Annotated in this window: 17 protein-coding genes; 8 read left to right on the top strand and 9 right to left on the bottom strand. The window is 66.5% G+C overall.

Annotated elements, in window-relative coordinates:
* The first annotated feature begins 36 nt into the window (after window positions 1-36).
* Window positions 37-591, top strand: a complete 555-nt coding sequence (locus tag NP3_RS00765; RefSeq protein ID WP_063036700.1) for a nuclear transport factor 2 family protein — start codon at window positions 37-39, stop codon at window positions 589-591.
* Between the two features lie 10 nt (window positions 592-601).
* Here the strand turns inward: NP3_RS00765 and NP3_RS00760 are convergent, their stop codons facing one another.
* Window positions 602-2,245: a peptide chain release factor 3 gene (locus NP3_RS00760; RefSeq protein ID WP_063036770.1), complete on the bottom strand. Its 1,644-nt coding sequence runs from the start codon at window positions 2,243-2,245 to the stop codon at window positions 602-604.
* 301 nt (window positions 2,246-2,546) lie between these two features.
* On the opposite strand from NP3_RS00760, the gene NP3_RS00755 reads away from it, so the two are divergent.
* Together NP3_RS00755 and pth are read left to right on the top strand one after the other, a co-directional pair.
* Window positions 2,547-3,146 (top strand): 50S ribosomal protein L25/general stress protein Ctc, encoded by a 600-nt coding sequence (locus tag NP3_RS00755; RefSeq protein ID WP_063036698.1) that lies wholly within the window; start codon window positions 2,547-2,549, stop codon window positions 3,144-3,146.
* A gap of 24 nt (window positions 3,147-3,170) precedes the next feature.
* Window positions 3,171-3,752: an aminoacyl-tRNA hydrolase gene (gene pth / locus NP3_RS00750; protein ID WP_063036696.1), complete on the top strand. Its 582-nt coding sequence runs from the start codon at window positions 3,171-3,173 to the stop codon at window positions 3,750-3,752.
* 18 nt (window positions 3,753-3,770) lie between these two features.
* Here the strand turns inward: pth and NP3_RS00745 are convergent, their stop codons facing one another.
* Both NP3_RS00745 and NP3_RS00740 read right to left on the bottom strand, forming a co-directional pair.
* Window positions 3,771-5,408 (bottom strand): fatty acyl-AMP ligase, encoded by a 1,638-nt coding sequence (locus tag NP3_RS00745; RefSeq protein WP_063036694.1) that lies wholly within the window; start codon window positions 5,406-5,408, stop codon window positions 3,771-3,773.
* Window positions 5,409-5,522: 114 nt separating this feature from the next.
* Window positions 5,523-6,203 (bottom strand): lysophospholipid acyltransferase family protein, encoded by a 681-nt coding sequence (locus NP3_RS00740; protein ID WP_063036692.1) that lies wholly within the window; start codon window positions 6,201-6,203, stop codon window positions 5,523-5,525.
* 115 nt (window positions 6,204-6,318) lie between these two features.
* Between NP3_RS00740 and NP3_RS00735 the strand changes: the two genes are divergently transcribed.
* A complete protein-coding gene (locus tag NP3_RS00735; RefSeq protein WP_063036690.1) occupies window positions 6,319-6,891 on the top strand; it encodes a TetR/AcrR family transcriptional regulator in 573 nt (190 codons plus the stop codon).
* 273 nt (window positions 6,892-7,164) lie between these two features.
* Here the strand turns inward: NP3_RS00735 and NP3_RS00730 are convergent, their stop codons facing one another.
* Entirely contained in the window at window positions 7,165-8,082 is a 918-nt protein-coding gene (locus NP3_RS00730) for a ribonuclease Z (protein ID WP_063036688.1), read from the bottom strand.
* Entirely contained in the window at window positions 8,082-9,260 is a 1,179-nt protein-coding gene (locus NP3_RS00725) for an aminotransferase class V-fold PLP-dependent enzyme (protein WP_063036686.1), read from the bottom strand. The genes NP3_RS00730 and NP3_RS00725 overlap by 1 nt, the downstream gene beginning before the upstream one ends.
* Window positions 9,261-9,528: 268 nt before the next feature.
* Between NP3_RS00725 and egtA the strand changes: the two genes are divergently transcribed.
* Genes egtA through egtD form a run of 4 tightly spaced genes read left to right on the top strand, consistent with a single transcriptional unit; the run spans window position 9,529 to window position 14,086 of the window.
* A complete protein-coding gene (gene egtA / locus NP3_RS00720; protein ID WP_063036683.1) occupies window positions 9,529-10,860 on the top strand; it encodes an ergothioneine biosynthesis glutamate--cysteine ligase EgtA in 1,332 nt (443 codons plus the stop codon).
* A gap of 55 nt (window positions 10,861-10,915) precedes the next feature.
* Window positions 10,916-12,256 carry an ergothioneine biosynthesis protein EgtB gene (egtB, locus tag NP3_RS00715; RefSeq protein ID WP_063036681.1) on the top strand — a complete coding sequence of 447 codons (1,341 nt, stop codon included), beginning with the start codon at window positions 10,916-10,918 and terminating at the stop codon, window positions 12,254-12,256.
* A gap of 28 nt (window positions 12,257-12,284) precedes the next feature.
* A complete protein-coding gene (gene egtC / locus NP3_RS00710; RefSeq protein ID WP_063036679.1) occupies window positions 12,285-13,118 on the top strand; it encodes an ergothioneine biosynthesis protein EgtC in 834 nt (277 codons plus the stop codon).
* Entirely contained in the window at window positions 13,115-14,086 is a 972-nt protein-coding gene (gene egtD, locus NP3_RS00705; protein WP_063036677.1) for an L-histidine N(alpha)-methyltransferase, read from the top strand. Before egtC ends, egtD begins: the two co-directional genes overlap by 4 nt.
* Here egtD and NP3_RS00700 read toward each other — a convergent pair.
* The 4 genes from NP3_RS00700 to NP3_RS00685 all read right to left on the bottom strand — a co-directional run bounded on the left by NP3_RS00700 (window position 14,083) and on the right by NP3_RS00685 (window position 16,288).
* Entirely contained in the window at window positions 14,083-14,733 is a 651-nt protein-coding gene (locus NP3_RS00700; RefSeq protein WP_063036768.1) for a DUF2461 domain-containing protein, read from the bottom strand. The genes egtD and NP3_RS00700 overlap by 4 nt on opposite strands.
* A 73-nt stretch (window positions 14,734-14,806) precedes the next feature.
* Window positions 14,807-15,367: a DUF308 domain-containing protein gene (locus NP3_RS46345; RefSeq protein WP_063036675.1), complete on the bottom strand. Its 561-nt coding sequence runs from the start codon at window positions 15,365-15,367 to the stop codon at window positions 14,807-14,809.
* A 27-nt stretch (window positions 15,368-15,394) separates the two neighbouring features.
* Window positions 15,395-15,655 (bottom strand): hypothetical protein, encoded by a 261-nt coding sequence (locus NP3_RS00690; protein WP_063036673.1) that lies wholly within the window; start codon window positions 15,653-15,655, stop codon window positions 15,395-15,397.
* Window positions 15,656-15,712: 57 nt separating this feature from the next.
* Window positions 15,713-16,288, bottom strand: coding sequence for a hypothetical protein (locus NP3_RS00685; protein WP_063036671.1), 576 nt, complete (start codon window positions 16,286-16,288; stop codon window positions 15,713-15,715).
* Between the last annotated feature and the right edge of the window lie 52 nt (window positions 16,289-16,340).

Raw genomic sequence — 16,340 nt, 5'->3', positions numbered from 1 at the left:
CCGTAGCGCGGCGACTTCGAATGGGATTGTTGAGTTATGGACCAGGATGCTGTGTCAGCGATCAGTCGCCTGAAGTTCAGGTATCTGCGCACCCTCGACACCAAGTCGTGGGACGAATTCGCGGACACCATGATCCCGGAGGCGACCGCCACCTACAGCGAATACCTGCAGTTCGAATCGCGGGATGCGTTCCTCGCCTTCATGCGCAACACCCTCGGTCCGCACGTCATCACCGAGCATCGATGCGACCATCCGGAGATCGATGTCGACGGTGATAACGCTACCGGCACTTGGTATCTCGCCGATACCGTGCTGATACCCGCGCACAACATGCTGTTGCGCGGCGCGGCCTTCTATACCGATCGCTACGTCCGCTGCAATGACGGTCGCTGGCGCATCGCGCATACCGGATACGAGCGCACCTATGAGGTGGTGCTCTCGCTCAGCGATCTGCCGAGCCTGCGCCTGACATCGAGTCGATGGGGGCTGATCACGCGCGAGGACGGCATCGCGTCGGTCGAGCGCGAGCCCGGCGCCACCCTGCTGGGGCGAGAGACCGGACCGGAGGCCGCCGAGCCCGAGGCCGGGTGAACGGCGATCCCTAATCCGCCGCGGCGACCAGCGGCTCGAGCGTCAGCTTCGGATGCTCCTTCTCGATGTACTGCAACCGCCACTTATCGCTGAACAGCGCCAACAGCGCCCCGTCGGAGCGGGTGAACACCTCGACCCCGCGCTGCCGATCGAGTTCGGCCATCGACTCCGCATCGGTGCGCCTGGCCAGCGTGTAGGGCAGATGCTCCATATGCGTCTCGACATTGAACTCCGCGAGCATCCGCGCGGTGACCACCTCGAACTGCATCGGACCGACCGCCGCGAGCACGGGTGAGGCATCGCCGCGCGCGTCATTGCGCAGGACCTGCACCACGCCTTCGGAATCGAGTTGGTCGATGGCCTTGCGGAACTGCTTGTACTTACCCGCACTCTGCGCCCGCAGCACCGCGAAGTGCTCCGGCGCGAAGGACGGGATCGGCGGGAACTCCACCTTCTTGTCCACGAACAGCGTGTGCCCCGGCGCCAGCGCGGTGGCATTCACGAGGCCGACCACGTCACCCGGGTAGGCGGTGTCGACGGTCGAGCGCTCCCGTCCGAAAACGGTGAGCGCGTATTTGGTCGCGAACGGCCGACCGGTCTGCGCGTGCGTGACGACCATCCCGCGCTCGAATTCGCCGGACACGATCCGCATGAATGCGAGCCGATCCCGGTGTGCGGCATCCATTCCGGCCTGCACCTTGAATACGACCGCGCTGAACGGATCGGTGGTATTGCGCGGCGTGCCGCCGATATCGGCGCGCGAGCCGGGCGCGGGCGCCAGCGCGACCAGGGTCTCCAGCAGTTGTCGCACACCGAAATTCAGCATCGCGGAGGCGTAGATGACGGGGGAGGTCTGCCCGGCCAGGAACATTTCCTGGTCGTGGTCCTGCCCGGTGGCAGAGAGCAGTTCGCTCTCCTCGGCGGCGGTCGTCCACGCCTCCCCCTCGCGGGTCGCGGCCGATTCCGGATCTATAGATTCCTCCGGCGCGATGGTCGCGCCACCCGCGGTCCGAGTGAAGTGGATGTATTCGACGGCCGCGCCCTCGGGACCACGGCGTAGCAGACCGCGGAAGTCACCGGCGATGCCGACCGGCAGGAACAGCGGCGTCGGGGTGAGGCCGATCCGCTCGCTGATCTCGTCGAGCAGTTCCAGCGGCGCGCGGCCCGGACGGTCCCACTTGTTGATCACGGTGACGACCGGGATGCCGCGATGGCGGCACACCTGGAACAACTTCAGTGTCTGCGGCTCCAGACCCTTTGCGGCGTCGATGAGCATGACCGCGGCGTCGACGGCGGTGAGCACGCGGTAGGTGTCCTCGGAGAAATCCGAGTGGCCGGGGGTGTCGACGAGGTTGATGACGTTATCGATGTCGGAGCCCGCGGCGCGGTAGTTGAACTGCAGCGCGGTCGAACTCACCGAGATGCCGCGCGCCTTCTCCATCTCCATCCAGTCCGACACGGTGGACTTGCGTCCGGCCTTGCCGTGGATCGCGCCCGCCTCGGAGATCATCCTGGCGTGCAACGCCAGCGCCTCGGTGAGCGTCGACTTGCCCGCGTCGGGGTGGGAGATCACCGCGAATGTGCGTCGCCGGGCGACCTCGGCGGGCAACCCACGCGGGGCGGGCGTGACGACACCCTCAGTGGAGGCGGTCAACTGCAACAACCTTTCAGACGGCCGATCGGCAACCGCTCCAGCGTACGCGACCGGGGTGACGACAATCCGGCCAGTCCGACCACCCGATTCAGCTGGACATAAACACTTGCGCTATGGTGTTCGGGTTGTCTCGGCGAGGGTGACCGCAGACGTAATGCGTTCACCGTGATCGACGCGGCTCGGCTCTCGGCCGTCCTCGTTCGGTCTTCGCCCGACGAGTAGACCAACCATTTGCCAGGGGGGAAACAGTCCCTGGCGCACTGTTGACAGCCCGGAAGAGCCGTAGGGAGTAGATCCAGTCATGTCCGACGCCAACCTTCTCGAAGCCGCCGTCCGCACGGAGTTCGGCAAGGGCGCCGCCCGCCGCACCCGTCGCGCGGGCAACGTTCCCGCCGTACTGTACGGCCACGCCGCCGACCCGCAGCACCTCTCGCTCAACGCCCAGGCCTTCGCCGCCATTCTGCGCGAGCACGGCACCAATGCGGTGCTGAACCTCGTCATCGACGGCAAGAAGCAGCTCGCGCTGACCAAATCCGTTGTGGTGCACCCGATTCGCCGTTACATCGAGCACGCCGACCTGCTGATCGTCAAGCGCGGCGAGAAGGTCACCGCCGATGTGAACGTCACGCTGACCGGTGAGGCCGGCGCGGGCACCCTGGTCACCCAGGACGCCACCACGCTGTCCATCGAGGCCGACGCGCTCAACATCCCGGAGGCCATCGAGGTCTCGATCGAGGGCGCCGAGGCGGGCACCCAGATCACCGCCGGTGCGATCGACCTGCCGAAGGGCGTCACCCTGGCCGGTGACCCGGAGGCGCTGATCGTCAACATCATCGCCGCTCCGGCCGCCGAGGCTCCCGCCGGGGAAGAGGGCGAAGCCGAGGCCGAGAGCGCCGAGTAAGAACTCCCCGGGTCGGTTGTCCGAATGACCGAATCCTCGACCGGGCCCGCGCTCGTGGTCGGACTTGGCAACCCAGGTTCGGAGTACGAGCGCACCCGGCACAATATCGGCTTTCTGGTCGCCGACGTGCTCGCGCAGCGCGTCGGCGGCCGTTTTGCTGTGCACAAGAAGTCCAGTGCGGATCTCTTGCAGGCCAGGCTGGACGGGCGTCAGGTATTGATCGCCAAGCCGCGCTCGTTCATGAATCTGTCCGGGCGCTCGGTCGCGGCGCTGGCGAAATTCTTCTCGGTGCCGCCGACCGAGGTGATCGTCGTGCACGACGAATTGGATCTGCCGTTCGGTCAGATCCGGCTCAAGCGCGGCGGCGGTGAGGGCGGGCACAACGGACTGCGTTCGGTCTCCAGTGCCCTGACCACCAAGGACTATCTGCGCACCCGCATCGGCATCGGCCGACCGCCGGGTCGCCAGGACCCGGCGGACTACGTGCTCAAACCGTTTTCGTCGGTGGAGCGCAAGGAAGTGCCGGTGATCGTGGAGCAGGCCGCGGACGCGGTCGAACTGCTGCTGCGCGTCGGGCTCGAATCGGCCCAGAACCAACTGCACTAGGCCGAGTTCGACTGCGGCTCAGCGCAGGTGGATCGCGGTGGCGGAGCGGCGCAGCTTGCCCGAGGAGGTTTTCGGGAGGGCGCCGGGGCCGAGCACTGCGACGGTGCGCGGTCGGGCGCCGACTTCGGAGAACACCGCGTGCACAATTTCGCGTTCGATGCGCTTGACCTCATCGGCATTCTGGTGGTCGTTGCTTTCCACCACGACGGCGAAGCTTTCGCGTTTCTCGCCCGCGTCCAGGCGGACCGCGACGGCATTGCCGGGACGCACCCCCGCCACGCGCATGGCGGCACGCTCGATATCGGTCGGGTAGATATTGCGACCGCCCATGATGATGACGTCCTTGATCCGGCCGCACACCACGATCAGGCCCTCATCGGTGAAGTAGCCGATGTCGCCGGTGTCGAGCCAGCCGTCGGCATCCTGCGTCGGCTGGAACCCGTTGACCGTGACATAGCCGGAAGTGACGGCGGGACCGCGAAGTTCGATCACGCCGACCGAACGGGTCGGCAGCGGCTGGCGCTCCGCATCGACGACCCGCCCCTCGAGATTGTCGACCAGATAGCCAAGCGTGGGCATGCGGCGGACATTGCCGTGGTGATCGTGGGTCGGCACGGCCTTGCCCAGCGCCTCGAGCAGATCGGCATCGATGATGTCGAGGACCTGTCCGTGTCCGGGATCCGGAACCGATACGGCCAGTGTGGTTTCGGCCATGCCGTAGACCGGGGTGAGCGCCATCGGATTGAGCCGGAAGCGTTTGCCTGCCGCGGCGAGGTTCTCCATGGTGTCCGGATCGACAGGTTCGGCGCCGTTCCACATGTATCGGACGCTGCTGAGATCGTAGGCGCCGTCCTCGGCTTGCTTGAGTCGGCGAGCCAGCAGTGAGTACGCGAAATTCGGTGCTGCCGTTACGGTGCCGCGGTACTTGTCGATCAGCTCGGCCCACAGCAGCGGACGCATCAGGAAGTCGATCGGCGTCACGCAGACCACTTCGGCGCCGAATTGCATGGGGACACTGAGGAATCCGACCATCCCCATATCGTGGAACAGGGGCAGCCAGCTGATCATCACATCCTCGTCGAGCTGGAACTTCACCCGATCGAACATGGCGTAGGCGTTGGTATAGAAGTTCTCGTGCGTGATCCGCACCGCCTTCGGCGATCCGGTCGAACCGGATGTCAACTGCTGCAACGCGATATCGGTCTCGACAGTCGGCACCGGATCGGTCTCCGGGCACTCGCGCAGCTGATCGATTCGCACCACGGCGATGCCGCGCTCGCGCAGCAGTGGTTCGGCGGCCTCGAAGGGCGCGCCGAGTACCACCGCGCGCGCCTCGATCATCGACAGCACCGTCTCGGTATCGCGGGCCCAGACCACCAGATCCGTGCGCGGCGTCGGCTGATGCAACATGGTGATCGACGCGCCGCGCATCCAGATGCCCTGACAGGCCGGTGCGATATCGACCGGCATCCCGGCCAGCACGCCTACCGCGTCACCGTGTCCGATACCGGCTTCGGCGAGTCCACCCGCCATCCGTCGTGCGATTCGATGGATCTCACCCCAGGTCTGCCGAAACGGCGCGTTGGGCTCCCCGGTCACCAATCCGCGACTCGAGGTTTGTGCCGTTGCGTACATCTCGTCGGTGAACCTGCTCAAAGTCCAACTCCCTTGTCACCCCGGTGCGGTGGCCGGACATGGGTGAACCGGCCTGCTCCCCAACTATCCCGCCAATTCGTCCCCGCGTTAACCATTCCGAGGACACGCCCGTGTCTATGGGCGATTCGAGAAAGTTGCCGCGTAGCGATCGACGTAGTCCCGGCCGGATCGAGTGGCCAATTCCCGCATCAGTTCGTCGGTCGCGGCGCGGACCTGGCTGGTGTCCGGTGCCGGGTGGTTCGGGGTGGGCTGCGGGTAATAGCGCGGCGCGCCGAAGCTGATGCGCACCTTGCCGAAGCGCGGCAGCCGGTGGCCGCGCGGATTCACCTTGTCGGTGCCCGACAGCACGGCCGGGATGACCGGAGCGCCGGTGGCCATGGCGACGCGCAGTGCGCCGGTGCGGCCGCGGTAGATGCAGCCGTCCGGGGAGCGGGTGCCCTCCGGATGGATGGCCCAGACGTCGCCGGATTCGAGGATTTTCGTCGCGGCGGTCAGTGCGTCCGCGGCGGCGGTGCCGCCGGTGCGGTTCACCGGGACCTGGCCCGCGACGGTGAAGAACCAGCGTTGGAACCGGCCCTTCAATCCGGTCCCGGTGAAGTACTCCTGTTTGGCCAGGAAGGTGACCCGGCGCGGCAGGGCCAGCGCGAGATACATCGAGTCGAGCATCGCGACATGGTTGGCCGCGATGATTACCGGTCCGGTGCGGGGTACGTGCCGCAGCCCTTCCACCTCCGGGCGGCCGAGCAGCCGCAGCAGGGGGCCGACCAGAACGTACTTGAACAACCGGTACCACACATGAGCCTCCGAGAGAGTTGTCGTAGACACTGTCTACCGCACGAGTGTAGACAGTGTCTATGATTGTCGAAAGGGTATTTCGTCCTCTGTGACGCAGTCGACCAGGAGGAATTCGATGACCGCGGTAGACAATGTCTCCATGAGCGAGCCGTTGCGGGAACGACTGGTCGGCGCCGGGGTCGACATGCTCGAGGAGGTCGGCGCGGCCCAGCTGGGTCTGCGTGCGATCACCCGTGCGGCCGGGGTCTCCCACGGTGCGCCGCGCAGGCACTTTCCGACACACCGCGCGCTCCTGGCCGCCATCGCCGCGCGTGGTTTCGCCGATCTCATCGAGCGGTTCGCACAGGCGGCGGCGGGGGCGACCACGCCGCGCGAGCAGCTGCAGGTCATGGCGGCCGAATACGTCGAATTCGCGGGGGAGCGTCCCGAGATGTTCACCCTGATGTTCCGCCACGACCTGCTCGAGGGTTCCGGCGAGAATCTGCGCGCGATCACCCTGCCGCTGTTCGAACGCTTTGCCGCGCTGGTCGAGGCCGCCGCGCCGAATTCCGACAACCCCGCGATCAACCTGTGGACCAACCTCCACGGCATCGCCGCCCTCCAGGCCAACCGCAGCCTCCGCCTGGTGGCCCCCTCCGCCGACCTCCGCACCCTGGTAGCCCACACAATCCAGCTGCACCTGACCTGACGCGCCCACTCTCATCGAGCGCAGTCGAATGGCTGCTGAAAACCCCACCCCGAACGACCATTCGACTGCGCTCGAGAATGCAACCACAGCCGGTTGACTGGGCTGGAAGCTGTGGGCCTGCCCGCCCAGCTGCGGAAGGTAAGCTGGGTACGGCACACGACGCGCCCAGCACTGCAACGGCAAAACCCTGGTACGCCAACCGATCTCTGGATCAGCAGACCTGAGGATTCCGTGCAGGACAACTGGACCTACCGCAGCCCAACGTACCGGGGCTCAATGTCGCGGCGGGAGTGGGATTCTCGCGAGGTCGGTGGCGACCACGATCTCGCCGGTGAAGTACGCCGACGCCTCGGCGCGGTGGCCGTCGAGATCACGGTAGCGCTGGGAGAAGTGGGTCAGCACCAGGGTGCGCACGCCCGCCTCGGCAGCGACCCGGGCCGCTTGTCCGGCCGTGAGATGGCCGTATTCCTCGGCGAGGTGGGCATCGGCGTCCAGGAAGGTCGCCTCGATCACCAGCATGTCCACGCCCGAGGCGAGGGACAGCACGCCCGGGCACAGGCGCGTGTCCATCACGAATGCGCAGCTCTGGCCCGGTCTCGGCTCGCTGACCTCGGCCAGCGTGATTGTGCGCCCGTCGAATTCGATACTGCCCGTGCGCTGCAGTTGTCCGACCGCCGGGCCGTGCAGGCCGAATACGGCGAGCCGCTCCGGCAGGATGCGCACACCGCTCGGTTCGGTGAGCCGGTAGCCGAAGGTGTCGACCGGATGGGATAGCGCGATCGCCTCGAGGGTGAACGGCGCACCAGGCGCGTCCAGCGCACCCGGATCGGCGATCGGATGCGCCCGGAGCTCGACGGTGCGATAGAACGAGCTGGCATAGCTCAGGCGATCGAAGAACGCCGCACCCGAGGCGGGGTAGTACACATCGACCGGATGGGCGACTTTGTCTAGATTGATCCGCTGGATGATGCCCGGTAGTCCGAGGCAGTGGTCGCCGTGGAAATGCGTCACCGCGATCCGGGTGACATCGGTGACCGATACGCCCGCGTATGTCATCTGCCGCTGGGTGCCCTCGCCAGGATCGAAGAGGATGCCCTCCTCGCCCCAGCGCAGCAGATACCCATTGTGGTTGCGCTGCTTGGTCGGAACCTGACTCGCGGTGCCGAGTACGACCAGTTCGCGAGGTGACATCAGAGCGTCGCGACCGCGCCGGCGAACCGGTCCAGCTCCTCGAAACTCACGAAGCAGTGCGGCGAGGCACGCACCACCGAATCCAGGCCACGGGCGGTCATATCCAGCAGCGTAGAGCTGGCATGGCTCGCCGTCACCGTAATATTCTGCGCCGCAAGGCGATCGCGCACCTCGACAGCGGATTTCCCTTCGACGGTGAACGAAACGATGCCGCTGTGCCGAATCCCGATGTCGCGCACCGTGACTCCGTCGATTTCCGGCAGCGATTTGCGCAGATGCTCCGCGCGGACCGCGATCGCGTCGTAGACGTCCTCGGGCCCCAGCTCGAGCAGATATCGAACGGCCGCACCGAGACCGAGTCGCGCCGCCACATCGCATTCCCAGAATTCGAAGCGACTCGCATCTGGCGCCAGGGCGTACTCCTGCGGGCCGGTCCACTGCGCGCTGTGCAGATCCAGCCGCTGCGGCTCCATCGACGCGGCCAATTCCGGTCGCACATAGAGGAATCCGGTGCCACGCGGCCCGCGCAGCCATTTGCGGCCGGTGACCGAGAGCGCGTCGACATCGAGTTCGGCCACATCGATCGGCAGCTGTCCGGCCGACTGGCAGGCATCGAGCAGTACCAGCGCGCCGACCGAATGTGCGATACGGGTGGCGTCGGCGGCCGGGTTGACCAGACCGCCATTGGTCGGAGCGTGTAACACCGACACCAGCCTGACCCGTTCGTCGACCATGTCGGCGAGGGCGTCGAGGTCGATCTGGCCGCTGCCGTCGCTGGGAATCTGTTCGACCATCGCGCCTGTCGCCTTGGCCCGCTGCAACGCCGCGATGGCATTGCTCGCATAGTCGGCGCCGGAGATGAGGATCCGGTCGCCGGGTGCGAGTGGGACCGAGTAGAAGAAGTCGGCCCATGCGCGGGTCGCGCTATCGCTGAGTGCGATGCCGGTCGGATCGGCGTTGACGAGTCGGCCGATATCGGTTTTCACAGCGGCGAGATCGTCGAGTCGCTCGTTCGCCGCGCGGTAGCCGCCGATTTCGGCTTCGCGTCGCAGATGTGCCACAACGGTATCGACGACGACTCGGGGTGGTAACGAGGAGCCCGCGCTGTCGAGGAAGACCAGATCGGATCCGGCGTCGTAGGCCGGTATGTCGGCGCGTACGCGATTCTCGTCGAGCATGGCCTCGACAGTATCGCCCAAATCGGGGCATTGGGCCGTCGCACGAGTCGGCGCAGGTCCGGGCCACCGTGCGCGAGCGCTTCGCTGTGCATGGCCACGAATTCAGATTCTTGTCACATTTCTTGTCGGTGCCCCTCGCTACGCTGGTTTGGGTCGGTGCATCGGAATACGACCGGCATCCACGGCGATACAGAACTACCTGAACAACGACCGGCAGCGCATACGCAGCACAGCTACGGTTACCCGGTTTCACATGGTGGAGGTTGGTATGGCGGTCACGCTCGAACATCCGGAGCGGGTGATAGCGCTTGCGCACGGCGAACTGTCCTCGCGGGCCGCGGCGGAGGCATACATCGAGAAAATCTGTTTCAAGCTGGGGCCACCGACGCTCATCGGCGCCGAACTGGAATGGCTCACCGTGCAGGGTGAGTGTTCGTCGTCCGGCCCGTCGGCCGCCCCCCGCCCGCAACTGGCTGCACTCGCAGATGCACTCGGACCCTATACACCGCGGTCCATCGCCCCCGATTCACCGGCACTTCCGCTGCCAGGGGGCAGCCGGGTCACCATCGAACCCGGCGGTCAGATCGAACTCTCCAGTGCCCCGTTCGCCGCTGCCGCGCAGTTGTGCGAGGGTTTGCACGCCGACGCTCGGATGCTGCGGGATCTACTCGAATCCCGATCCATCCGCACCGTCTCCGCCGCCGCCGATGCGGACCGCCGCCCGAAACGGGTCCTGCGGCTACCGCGCTATCGCGCCATGGAGGAGTCCTTCAGCGGCATCGGCCCCTTCGGCAAATTGATGATGTGCAATACCGCCGCGACGCAGGTCAGCGTCGATGCCGGTGCGGACCGTGCCGAGGTCACCGCACGGTGGAATGCGTTGTACACGATCGGTCCCGCGCTACTCGCCGCCTTCGCCTGCTCGCCCGAATTACACGGTGCACCAGTGGGTGCGTGGGCATCCCAGCGCATGCGGACCTGGTTGCGTCTCGACCACGCGCGCACCCGTCCGGCGGTGGAGTCCTGGCCGGATCCGATCGCCGGCTATGCGCGCTGGGCCCTGGATGTCCCGCTGCTGTGTGTTCGCCGCCCCGATGGCATATCCGGCAACGGCGGCGATATCGGCTGGTCAGCGCCACCGGAGGCGACCTTTGCGGACTGGTTGTCCGGGGCGCTGGACGACGAGATCGGCCGGCGCCCCGATGTCGGCGACCTCGACTATCACCTGACCACGCTGTTCCCGCCGGTACGCGCCTCCGGACATCTCGAGGTCCGATATCTGGACGCCCAACCCGATAACGACTGGACCGTACCGATCCATATCTTCGACGCCCTGCTGTCGTCTCCGTCGGTTGTCGTCGAGGCGACGGTCCTCGCCGCGCCACTCGCGGGCCGTTGGCTCGACGCGGCGCGCTGTGGGTTGGCCGATCCGGAGATCCGTGGCATCGCGGTCGAGTTGCTGACCCTGGCCGCGGCACATGCGGCGAGTCCGGCGGCGGCCCGCGAGATCGAATCCGCCGCCGAACGATGTCGCAGCGGTCGCACCCCGACCGATGAACTCGTTTCGCGCAGTGCGGATCGGCCCGAGGACCATCCGTGACTCGCGACGGCGCAGCTCGAGTAGCCGACCAGAACGAGTTCGGGAGGTACCCATCGTGACCATTCAGTACCCCGCAACGGATAATTCCGGCACCGAACAATTGCGTGACCGGATCGCCGAAGTGCTCACCCGCGCAAGGGATCGCACCATCGGCCTCACCACCCTCGATGAAGCAGAGCTGGTCGCCCAGCATTCGCGACTGATGAGCCCGCTCGTCTGGGATCTCGCCCATATCGGCAATCAGGAAGAGCTCTGGCTGGTGCGCGATGTCGGCCGCCGTGAAGCGGTGCGCGCCGATATCGACGAGCTGTACGACGCCTTCAAACACGCTCGCGTCAATCGCCCCGGACTGCCGCTGCTCGACCCAAGCCAGGCCCGTGGCTATGTCGGCACCGTGCGCGACAAGGTGTGGGATGTGCTGGAAACCAGCGCTTTACACGGTGATCCATTGGTCGACGGCGGCTTCGCGTTCGGCATGATCGCCCAGCACGAGCAGCAGCACGACGAAACCATGCTCGCCACCCATCAATTGCGCACCGGCCCCGCGGTGCTGTCCGCGTCGGCCGCACCGACGGCGGCTGCTCCGGTGGGTGGCGAAGTCGTCATTCCCGCAGGCGAATTCGTCATGGGCACCTCGACCGACCCATGGGCACTGGACAATGAGCGTCCGGCGCATCCGGTGCACGTGCCCGCCTTCGCCATCGACGTCGCACCGATCACCAACGCGCAGTACCAGGCCTTCATCGCCGACGGCGGCTACGAGCGGCCCGAGCTGTGGTCCGAACACGGTTGGGCGCACCGGCAGGAGGCGGGCCTGGTGGCGCCGCAGTTCTGGGAGTGCGATCCGGCCGGGCACTGGTGGCGTCGGGGATTCGGCGTGATGACGCCGGTGCGTCCGCAGCAGCCGGTGGTGCACGTCTGCTGGTTCGAGGCCGAGGCGTATGCCGCGTGGGCTGGTAAGCGCCTGCCCACCGAGGGCGAATGGGAGAAGGCGGCGCGTTTCGACCCGGAGACCGGTGCGTCCCGCCGCTACCCGTGGGGTGCTGCCGAACCCGATTCCACCACCGCGAATCTCGGCCAGCGGCACCTGGAACCCGCCGAGGTCGGCGCATACCCGGCCGGTGCCTCCCCGGCCGGTGTGCATCAGCTCATCGGCGACGTATGGGAGTGGACCGCATCGGGTTTCGAGGCTTATCCGGGCTTCCGCGCCTTCCCGTACGCCGAATACTCCGATGTGTTCTTCGGCGGCGACTACCGAGTCCTGCGCGGCGGCTCCTTCGGCACCGATCCGGTCGCGTGCCGCGGCACCTTCCGCAACTGGGACCACCCCATCCGCCGCCAGATCTTCTCCGGCTTCCGCCTGGCCCGCGACCTGCGAAAAGGCGAGGGCGAGTGAGGGTCTCGACGGCGGAAGGGCGGCGCTGATGTGTCGTCAACTCGGTTACGTCGGTCCGCCGGTGCGCGTGGGCGACATGTTGACGCTCGGTTCGCATTCCCTGCGGACCCAGGCGTGGGCGCCCAAGGATATGCGCGGGGGCGGGACGATCAATGCGGACGGGTTCGGGGTGGCCTGGTGGCGTGACGACGACGGCGTGACCGTCAGCCGGTATCGCAACTCGGCGCCCATCTGGACCGATCCGGCGGTGGAAGAGGTCCTGCCGCAACTGGAGTCGTGGTCGGTCTTGGCGGCGGTTCGCTCGGCGACCGTTGGGATGCCGGTCGAGCGGAATGCCTGTGCACCGTTCACGCACGGTCGGTGGGCATTCAGCCATAACGGCGTGGTGCCCGATTGGCGGCGGGCCCTGAGCGCGGTCGCCACGGAATTCGGCTCCACCGCAACCGAACTCGGCGCGGGCCCGCTGTTCGAGCCGGTGCAGTTGCTGGAGGCCGAATCCGCGACCGACGCGGCGACGCTCTGGGTGATCCTGCGCAGTCTGCTCTCGACCGACACTCCCGACGGTTCGTGGGCGGCGGCGCCTGCGGCATTGAGTCTGCTGGTCTCGGCCGTACTGGCGCAATCCCCGGGTGCCCGACTGAATTTCCTGCTCGGTGATGGCAGGCAGCTGTGGGCGACCACCGTCTACCACTCACTATCCGCACTGGTGACCGATGATTTCGCCATCCTGTCCTCGGAGCCCTTCGACGACGACCCGCGCTGGCAGCCGATTCCGGATCGCCAGCTGGTCAGCGCCCGCCCAGGCGCGCTGTCCATCACACCGCTACTTGACGTTCCAAGCACGAAAGGCTCGCTCCTATGACCGCACCCACGCTGGAGATCTACCTATCCGATGACGACCTCACCTCGGCGTTGCGCGCGGATGCCATGCTCGGCCTCACCGCGGACCCGAAGTGGTTGCCACCCAAGTGGTTCTACGACGCCCGAGGCAGTGAACTGTTCGAAAAGATCACCGAACTGCCCGAGTACTACCCGACCCGCACCGAACGCGCACTGCTGGAGCGGGTAGTCGGCGAGATCGCCCGTACCGCGCAGGCCGAGGTCCTGGTCGAGCTCGGCTCGGGTTCGGCCGCCAAGACGCGGCTGCTGCTTTCCGCTTTGACTGCCGAGGGACCGCTGAAAACCTATGTTCCGCAGGATGTCTCGTCCTCGGCGCTGCGGGCGGCGGCCGCGGAGATCGCTGCCGAGTTCCCGGGACTCGCCGTTCACGGCGTGGTCAGCGATTTCACCGACACCCTGCACAATCTGCCGGGCGGCGGCCGCCGGATGATCGCCTTCCTCGGCGGCACCATCGGCAATCTGGTCCCCGCCGAACGGGCCGAATTCCTGTCCAGCATCTACGAGGTGCTGGAGCCGGGCGAACAGTTGCTGCTCGGCGCGGGCCTGGTGACCGACCCCGCCGTACTGGTCCCCGCCTATGACGACGCGGCCGGTGTCACCGCCGAATTCAACCGAAATGTCTTGCATGTCTTGAACGGTCGCCTCGACGCCGACTTCGAGCCGGACAAGTTCGCCCACGTCGCCGTCTGGGATACCGAACACGAGTGGATCGAAATGCGCTTGGAGGCCACCGAAGATATGACCGTGCAGGTCCGCGAACTGGACCTCACTGTCCAGTTCGCGCGTGGCGAGCAGATGCGCACCGAAATCTCGGCCAAATTCCGTATCGACGGATTGGACGCCGAATTGGCCGCAGCGGGATTCGAGACCGAACAGGTCTGGACCGATCCGGACGACCGCTTCGCCCTCGTCCTCGCCGCTCGCCGTTAGGTCCGAGCGGGCGCACCACTGACCACCGCGCCCACCCAATCGATGAAGGGCCGCATCGTCTCCCAGGCGGTGCGGACCTCCTTCGCGGCGCGGGGTTTGTCCAACCAGGCCGGTGCGCCGTATTCCTTACTGCAGGTCAGCGATTTGTGCCGCAGCAGATCGATGCGCGGATGGTCGGCGTCGTAACCCTTCGGCTTGGTTTTGAGCTGCTCGCCGCCGACGGTGAATCCGGCCTTGGTGAGCTTTGCCAGGATGGCCTCCAGTTCCGGGCCGCGGACCTCGTCGTCGATGGTTGTGCGCAACTGGGCGATCTGCGCGGGGGAGCCCGCATAGAATCCGCCGCCGACGAAGAGTCCGGCCGCGCTGATCTGCACATACCAGCCCGTACCCGGCGCAACGCTGACCACCGCGCCCTGCGCCGTCTTGTAGGGCACCTTGTCCTTGGAGAAGCGCACGTCCCGGTACGGCCGGAAAATCTTGGCGGTCCCGAAGTCCGCCTCCAACTCCGCGGTCAGCGCGACCATCGGCGCCTTGACCGACTGCTCGTAGATATCCTTGTGCGCGGTCCAGAAGGCCTTCGAGTTATCGGCTTCCAAATCCTCGTAAAAGTCCAGCCCCGCGAGTGGGAACCCACCGAATCGACTCATGCCGACCACGCTAGTCCTACCCACCCCGCCGGGTTCGCCGACTGCCACCCCTACGGCAGTGTCCGGCACACGGTTATTCGGTGTCCGGGATCATGCTGCCGCTGAAGACGGCATAGATCAGGATGAGCCCGATGACCAGGGAAATGGCGGATACGAAGGCGGCCCATTTGCCGAGGGATTCGCCCTTCTTGTGGCCGATGACGCCGAGAATGATGCCGACCGGGCCGAATAGGTAGGGGCAGAACAGCAATGAGATGCCCGCACAGACGAAGCTGATGATCGACAGGGTCTGCGAACCCGAGCGCGGTCCCGGCGTGGTGTACCGCGGGGTGTAGGGGGGATTGCCACCGTCCGGGGTGCCCGGTGTGGCGTCGTCGATCGGCGGATAGACGGTGCCGGGCTGGTCCTGGTCGTACCGTGCCGCGGCATTGTCATTCCACGGTTCCGGTTGCACGGGGTCGCTCGACGGCTGCGGTCGCACGACGAGATCCGGTGCCTTTTCGGCAGCCGCCCGCTGGTCCGGTGTCTGCGGGGCGGGTTCGACGGGTTGCGAGGGTTCGAGCGGCTCGGATTCGCCGACCGGTTTCTCGGGCGACCTATCGCCTCGCTCGGGTTCCTGCTGCGGCGTGCTCATCGAACTCTCCTGTCGGCGGGGAGCAGGCTATAGGTCGGTATCGTCGACGATCTCCATTGCGGCGACCTCGGCGGGGCGCTCGTCCTCCTCGGCGAGTTCGGCGGCCTTACGATGACGGGTCCACTCCTGTTCGAGTTCATCGCCGATGCCGAGCCGACCGTCATCCTCACTTTCGTGATAGCGAATGCGCAGGTCATCGGGCGGATCCTCGACATTTCGCCGGTATGCGCGGATCTCGTCTTCCTGGTCGTCGTCCCCCATGTCCATATCGAGCGGGTCACGGTCCATACCCCCAGTATCCCCCTCGGCATCGGGGGCAAACGGGATCCGACGCGTGCGAATCCGTCAGCTGAGAGCCCCGAGGAACCCGACGAAGGCGATGACCAGGACGACCGCGATCGCCAGCACCGCGCCGTTGGTGATGGCCGCCCATTTGCCGAGCGATTCGCCCTTGTTGTGGCCGATGATGCCCAGGACGATGCCCGCCGGTCCGGTGACCACGATCGGCAGGCCGCAGAACATCACCACCGACAGTGCGGTTGCCGCCAGGCAGGAGAAGCTGATGATCGAGAATATCGGGACATCGGATTGCCGAGGTGGCGTATAGGGCTGGTACGGGTAACCGGGATACGCGCCGGGCGCTTGCGGATAGCCGGGTGGTCCGACGTACGGACCGGCTTGCGGGTAGCTCGGTGGATACGGTGGCGGCGGATAGGCGGTGGGCTGCTGATAACCCGCGGGCGGGGTGTACGGCGGGGCGGCCTCCGGCGAAAACTGTTGTCCCGGTTGGTAAGCCATCGTCGGATCGACACCTGGCTCCGGTGACCAGACCTTGGTCGCGTCCACGTTGTCCCGCGGCGGCTCGGCAGGCGGCGGGTCCTGCGACTTCCCGAGATTGATATGCGGTTCCGAATCCGACATGGCGCCCCCTGTTTGTCATCCCTACCCGCCATGGGTACCACGCCGAAGCGAG

The sequence above is a fragment of the Nocardia pseudovaccinii NBRC 100343 genome, assembly GCF_001613225.1.
In the GTDB taxonomy this organism is placed as follows: domain Bacteria; phylum Actinomycetota; class Actinomycetes; order Mycobacteriales; family Mycobacteriaceae; genus Nocardia; species Nocardia pseudovaccinii.
The sequence above is the reverse complement of the archived record's forward strand: the minus strand, read 5'-3'. Positions and strand labels throughout refer to the sequence as shown.

Bases quoted from the DNA above. Each gene is read 5' to 3' on its own strand.
- NP3_RS00765 (WP_063036700.1), top strand. From the start codon at position 37: ATGGACCAGGATGCTGTGTCAGCGATCAGTCGCCTGAAGTTCAGGTAT.
- NP3_RS00755 (WP_063036698.1), top strand. From the start codon at position 2,547: ATGTCCGACGCCAACCTTCTCGAAGCCGCCGTCCGCACGGAGTTCGGC.
- pth (WP_063036696.1), top strand. From the start codon at position 3,171: ATGACCGAATCCTCGACCGGGCCCGCGCTCGTGGTCGGACTTGGCAAC.
- NP3_RS00735 (WP_063036690.1), top strand. From the start codon at position 6,319: ATGACCGCGGTAGACAATGTCTCCATGAGCGAGCCGTTGCGGGAACGA.
- NP3_RS00730 (WP_063036688.1), bottom strand. From the start codon at position 8,082: ATGTCACCTCGCGAACTGGTCGTACTCGGCACCGCGAGTCAGGTTCCG.
- NP3_RS00725 (WP_063036686.1), bottom strand. From the start codon at position 9,260: ATGCTCGACGAGAATCGCGTACGCGCCGACATACCGGCCTACGACGCC.
- egtA (WP_063036683.1), top strand. From the start codon at position 9,529: ATGGCGGTCACGCTCGAACATCCGGAGCGGGTGATAGCGCTTGCGCAC.
- egtC (WP_063036679.1), top strand. From the start codon at position 12,285: ATGTGTCGTCAACTCGGTTACGTCGGTCCGCCGGTGCGCGTGGGCGAC.
- egtD (WP_063036677.1), top strand. From the start codon at position 13,115: ATGACCGCACCCACGCTGGAGATCTACCTATCCGATGACGACCTCACC.
- NP3_RS00700 (WP_063036768.1), bottom strand. From the start codon at position 14,733: ATGAGTCGATTCGGTGGGTTCCCACTCGCGGGGCTGGACTTTTACGAG.
- NP3_RS46345 (WP_063036675.1), bottom strand. From the start codon at position 15,367: ATGAGCACGCCGCAGCAGGAACCCGAGCGAGGCGATAGGTCGCCCGAG.
- NP3_RS00690 (WP_063036673.1), bottom strand. From the start codon at position 15,655: ATGGACCGTGACCCGCTCGATATGGACATGGGGGACGACGACCAGGAA.
- NP3_RS00685 (WP_063036671.1), bottom strand. From the start codon at position 16,288: ATGTCGGATTCGGAACCGCATATCAATCTCGGGAAGTCGCAGGACCCG.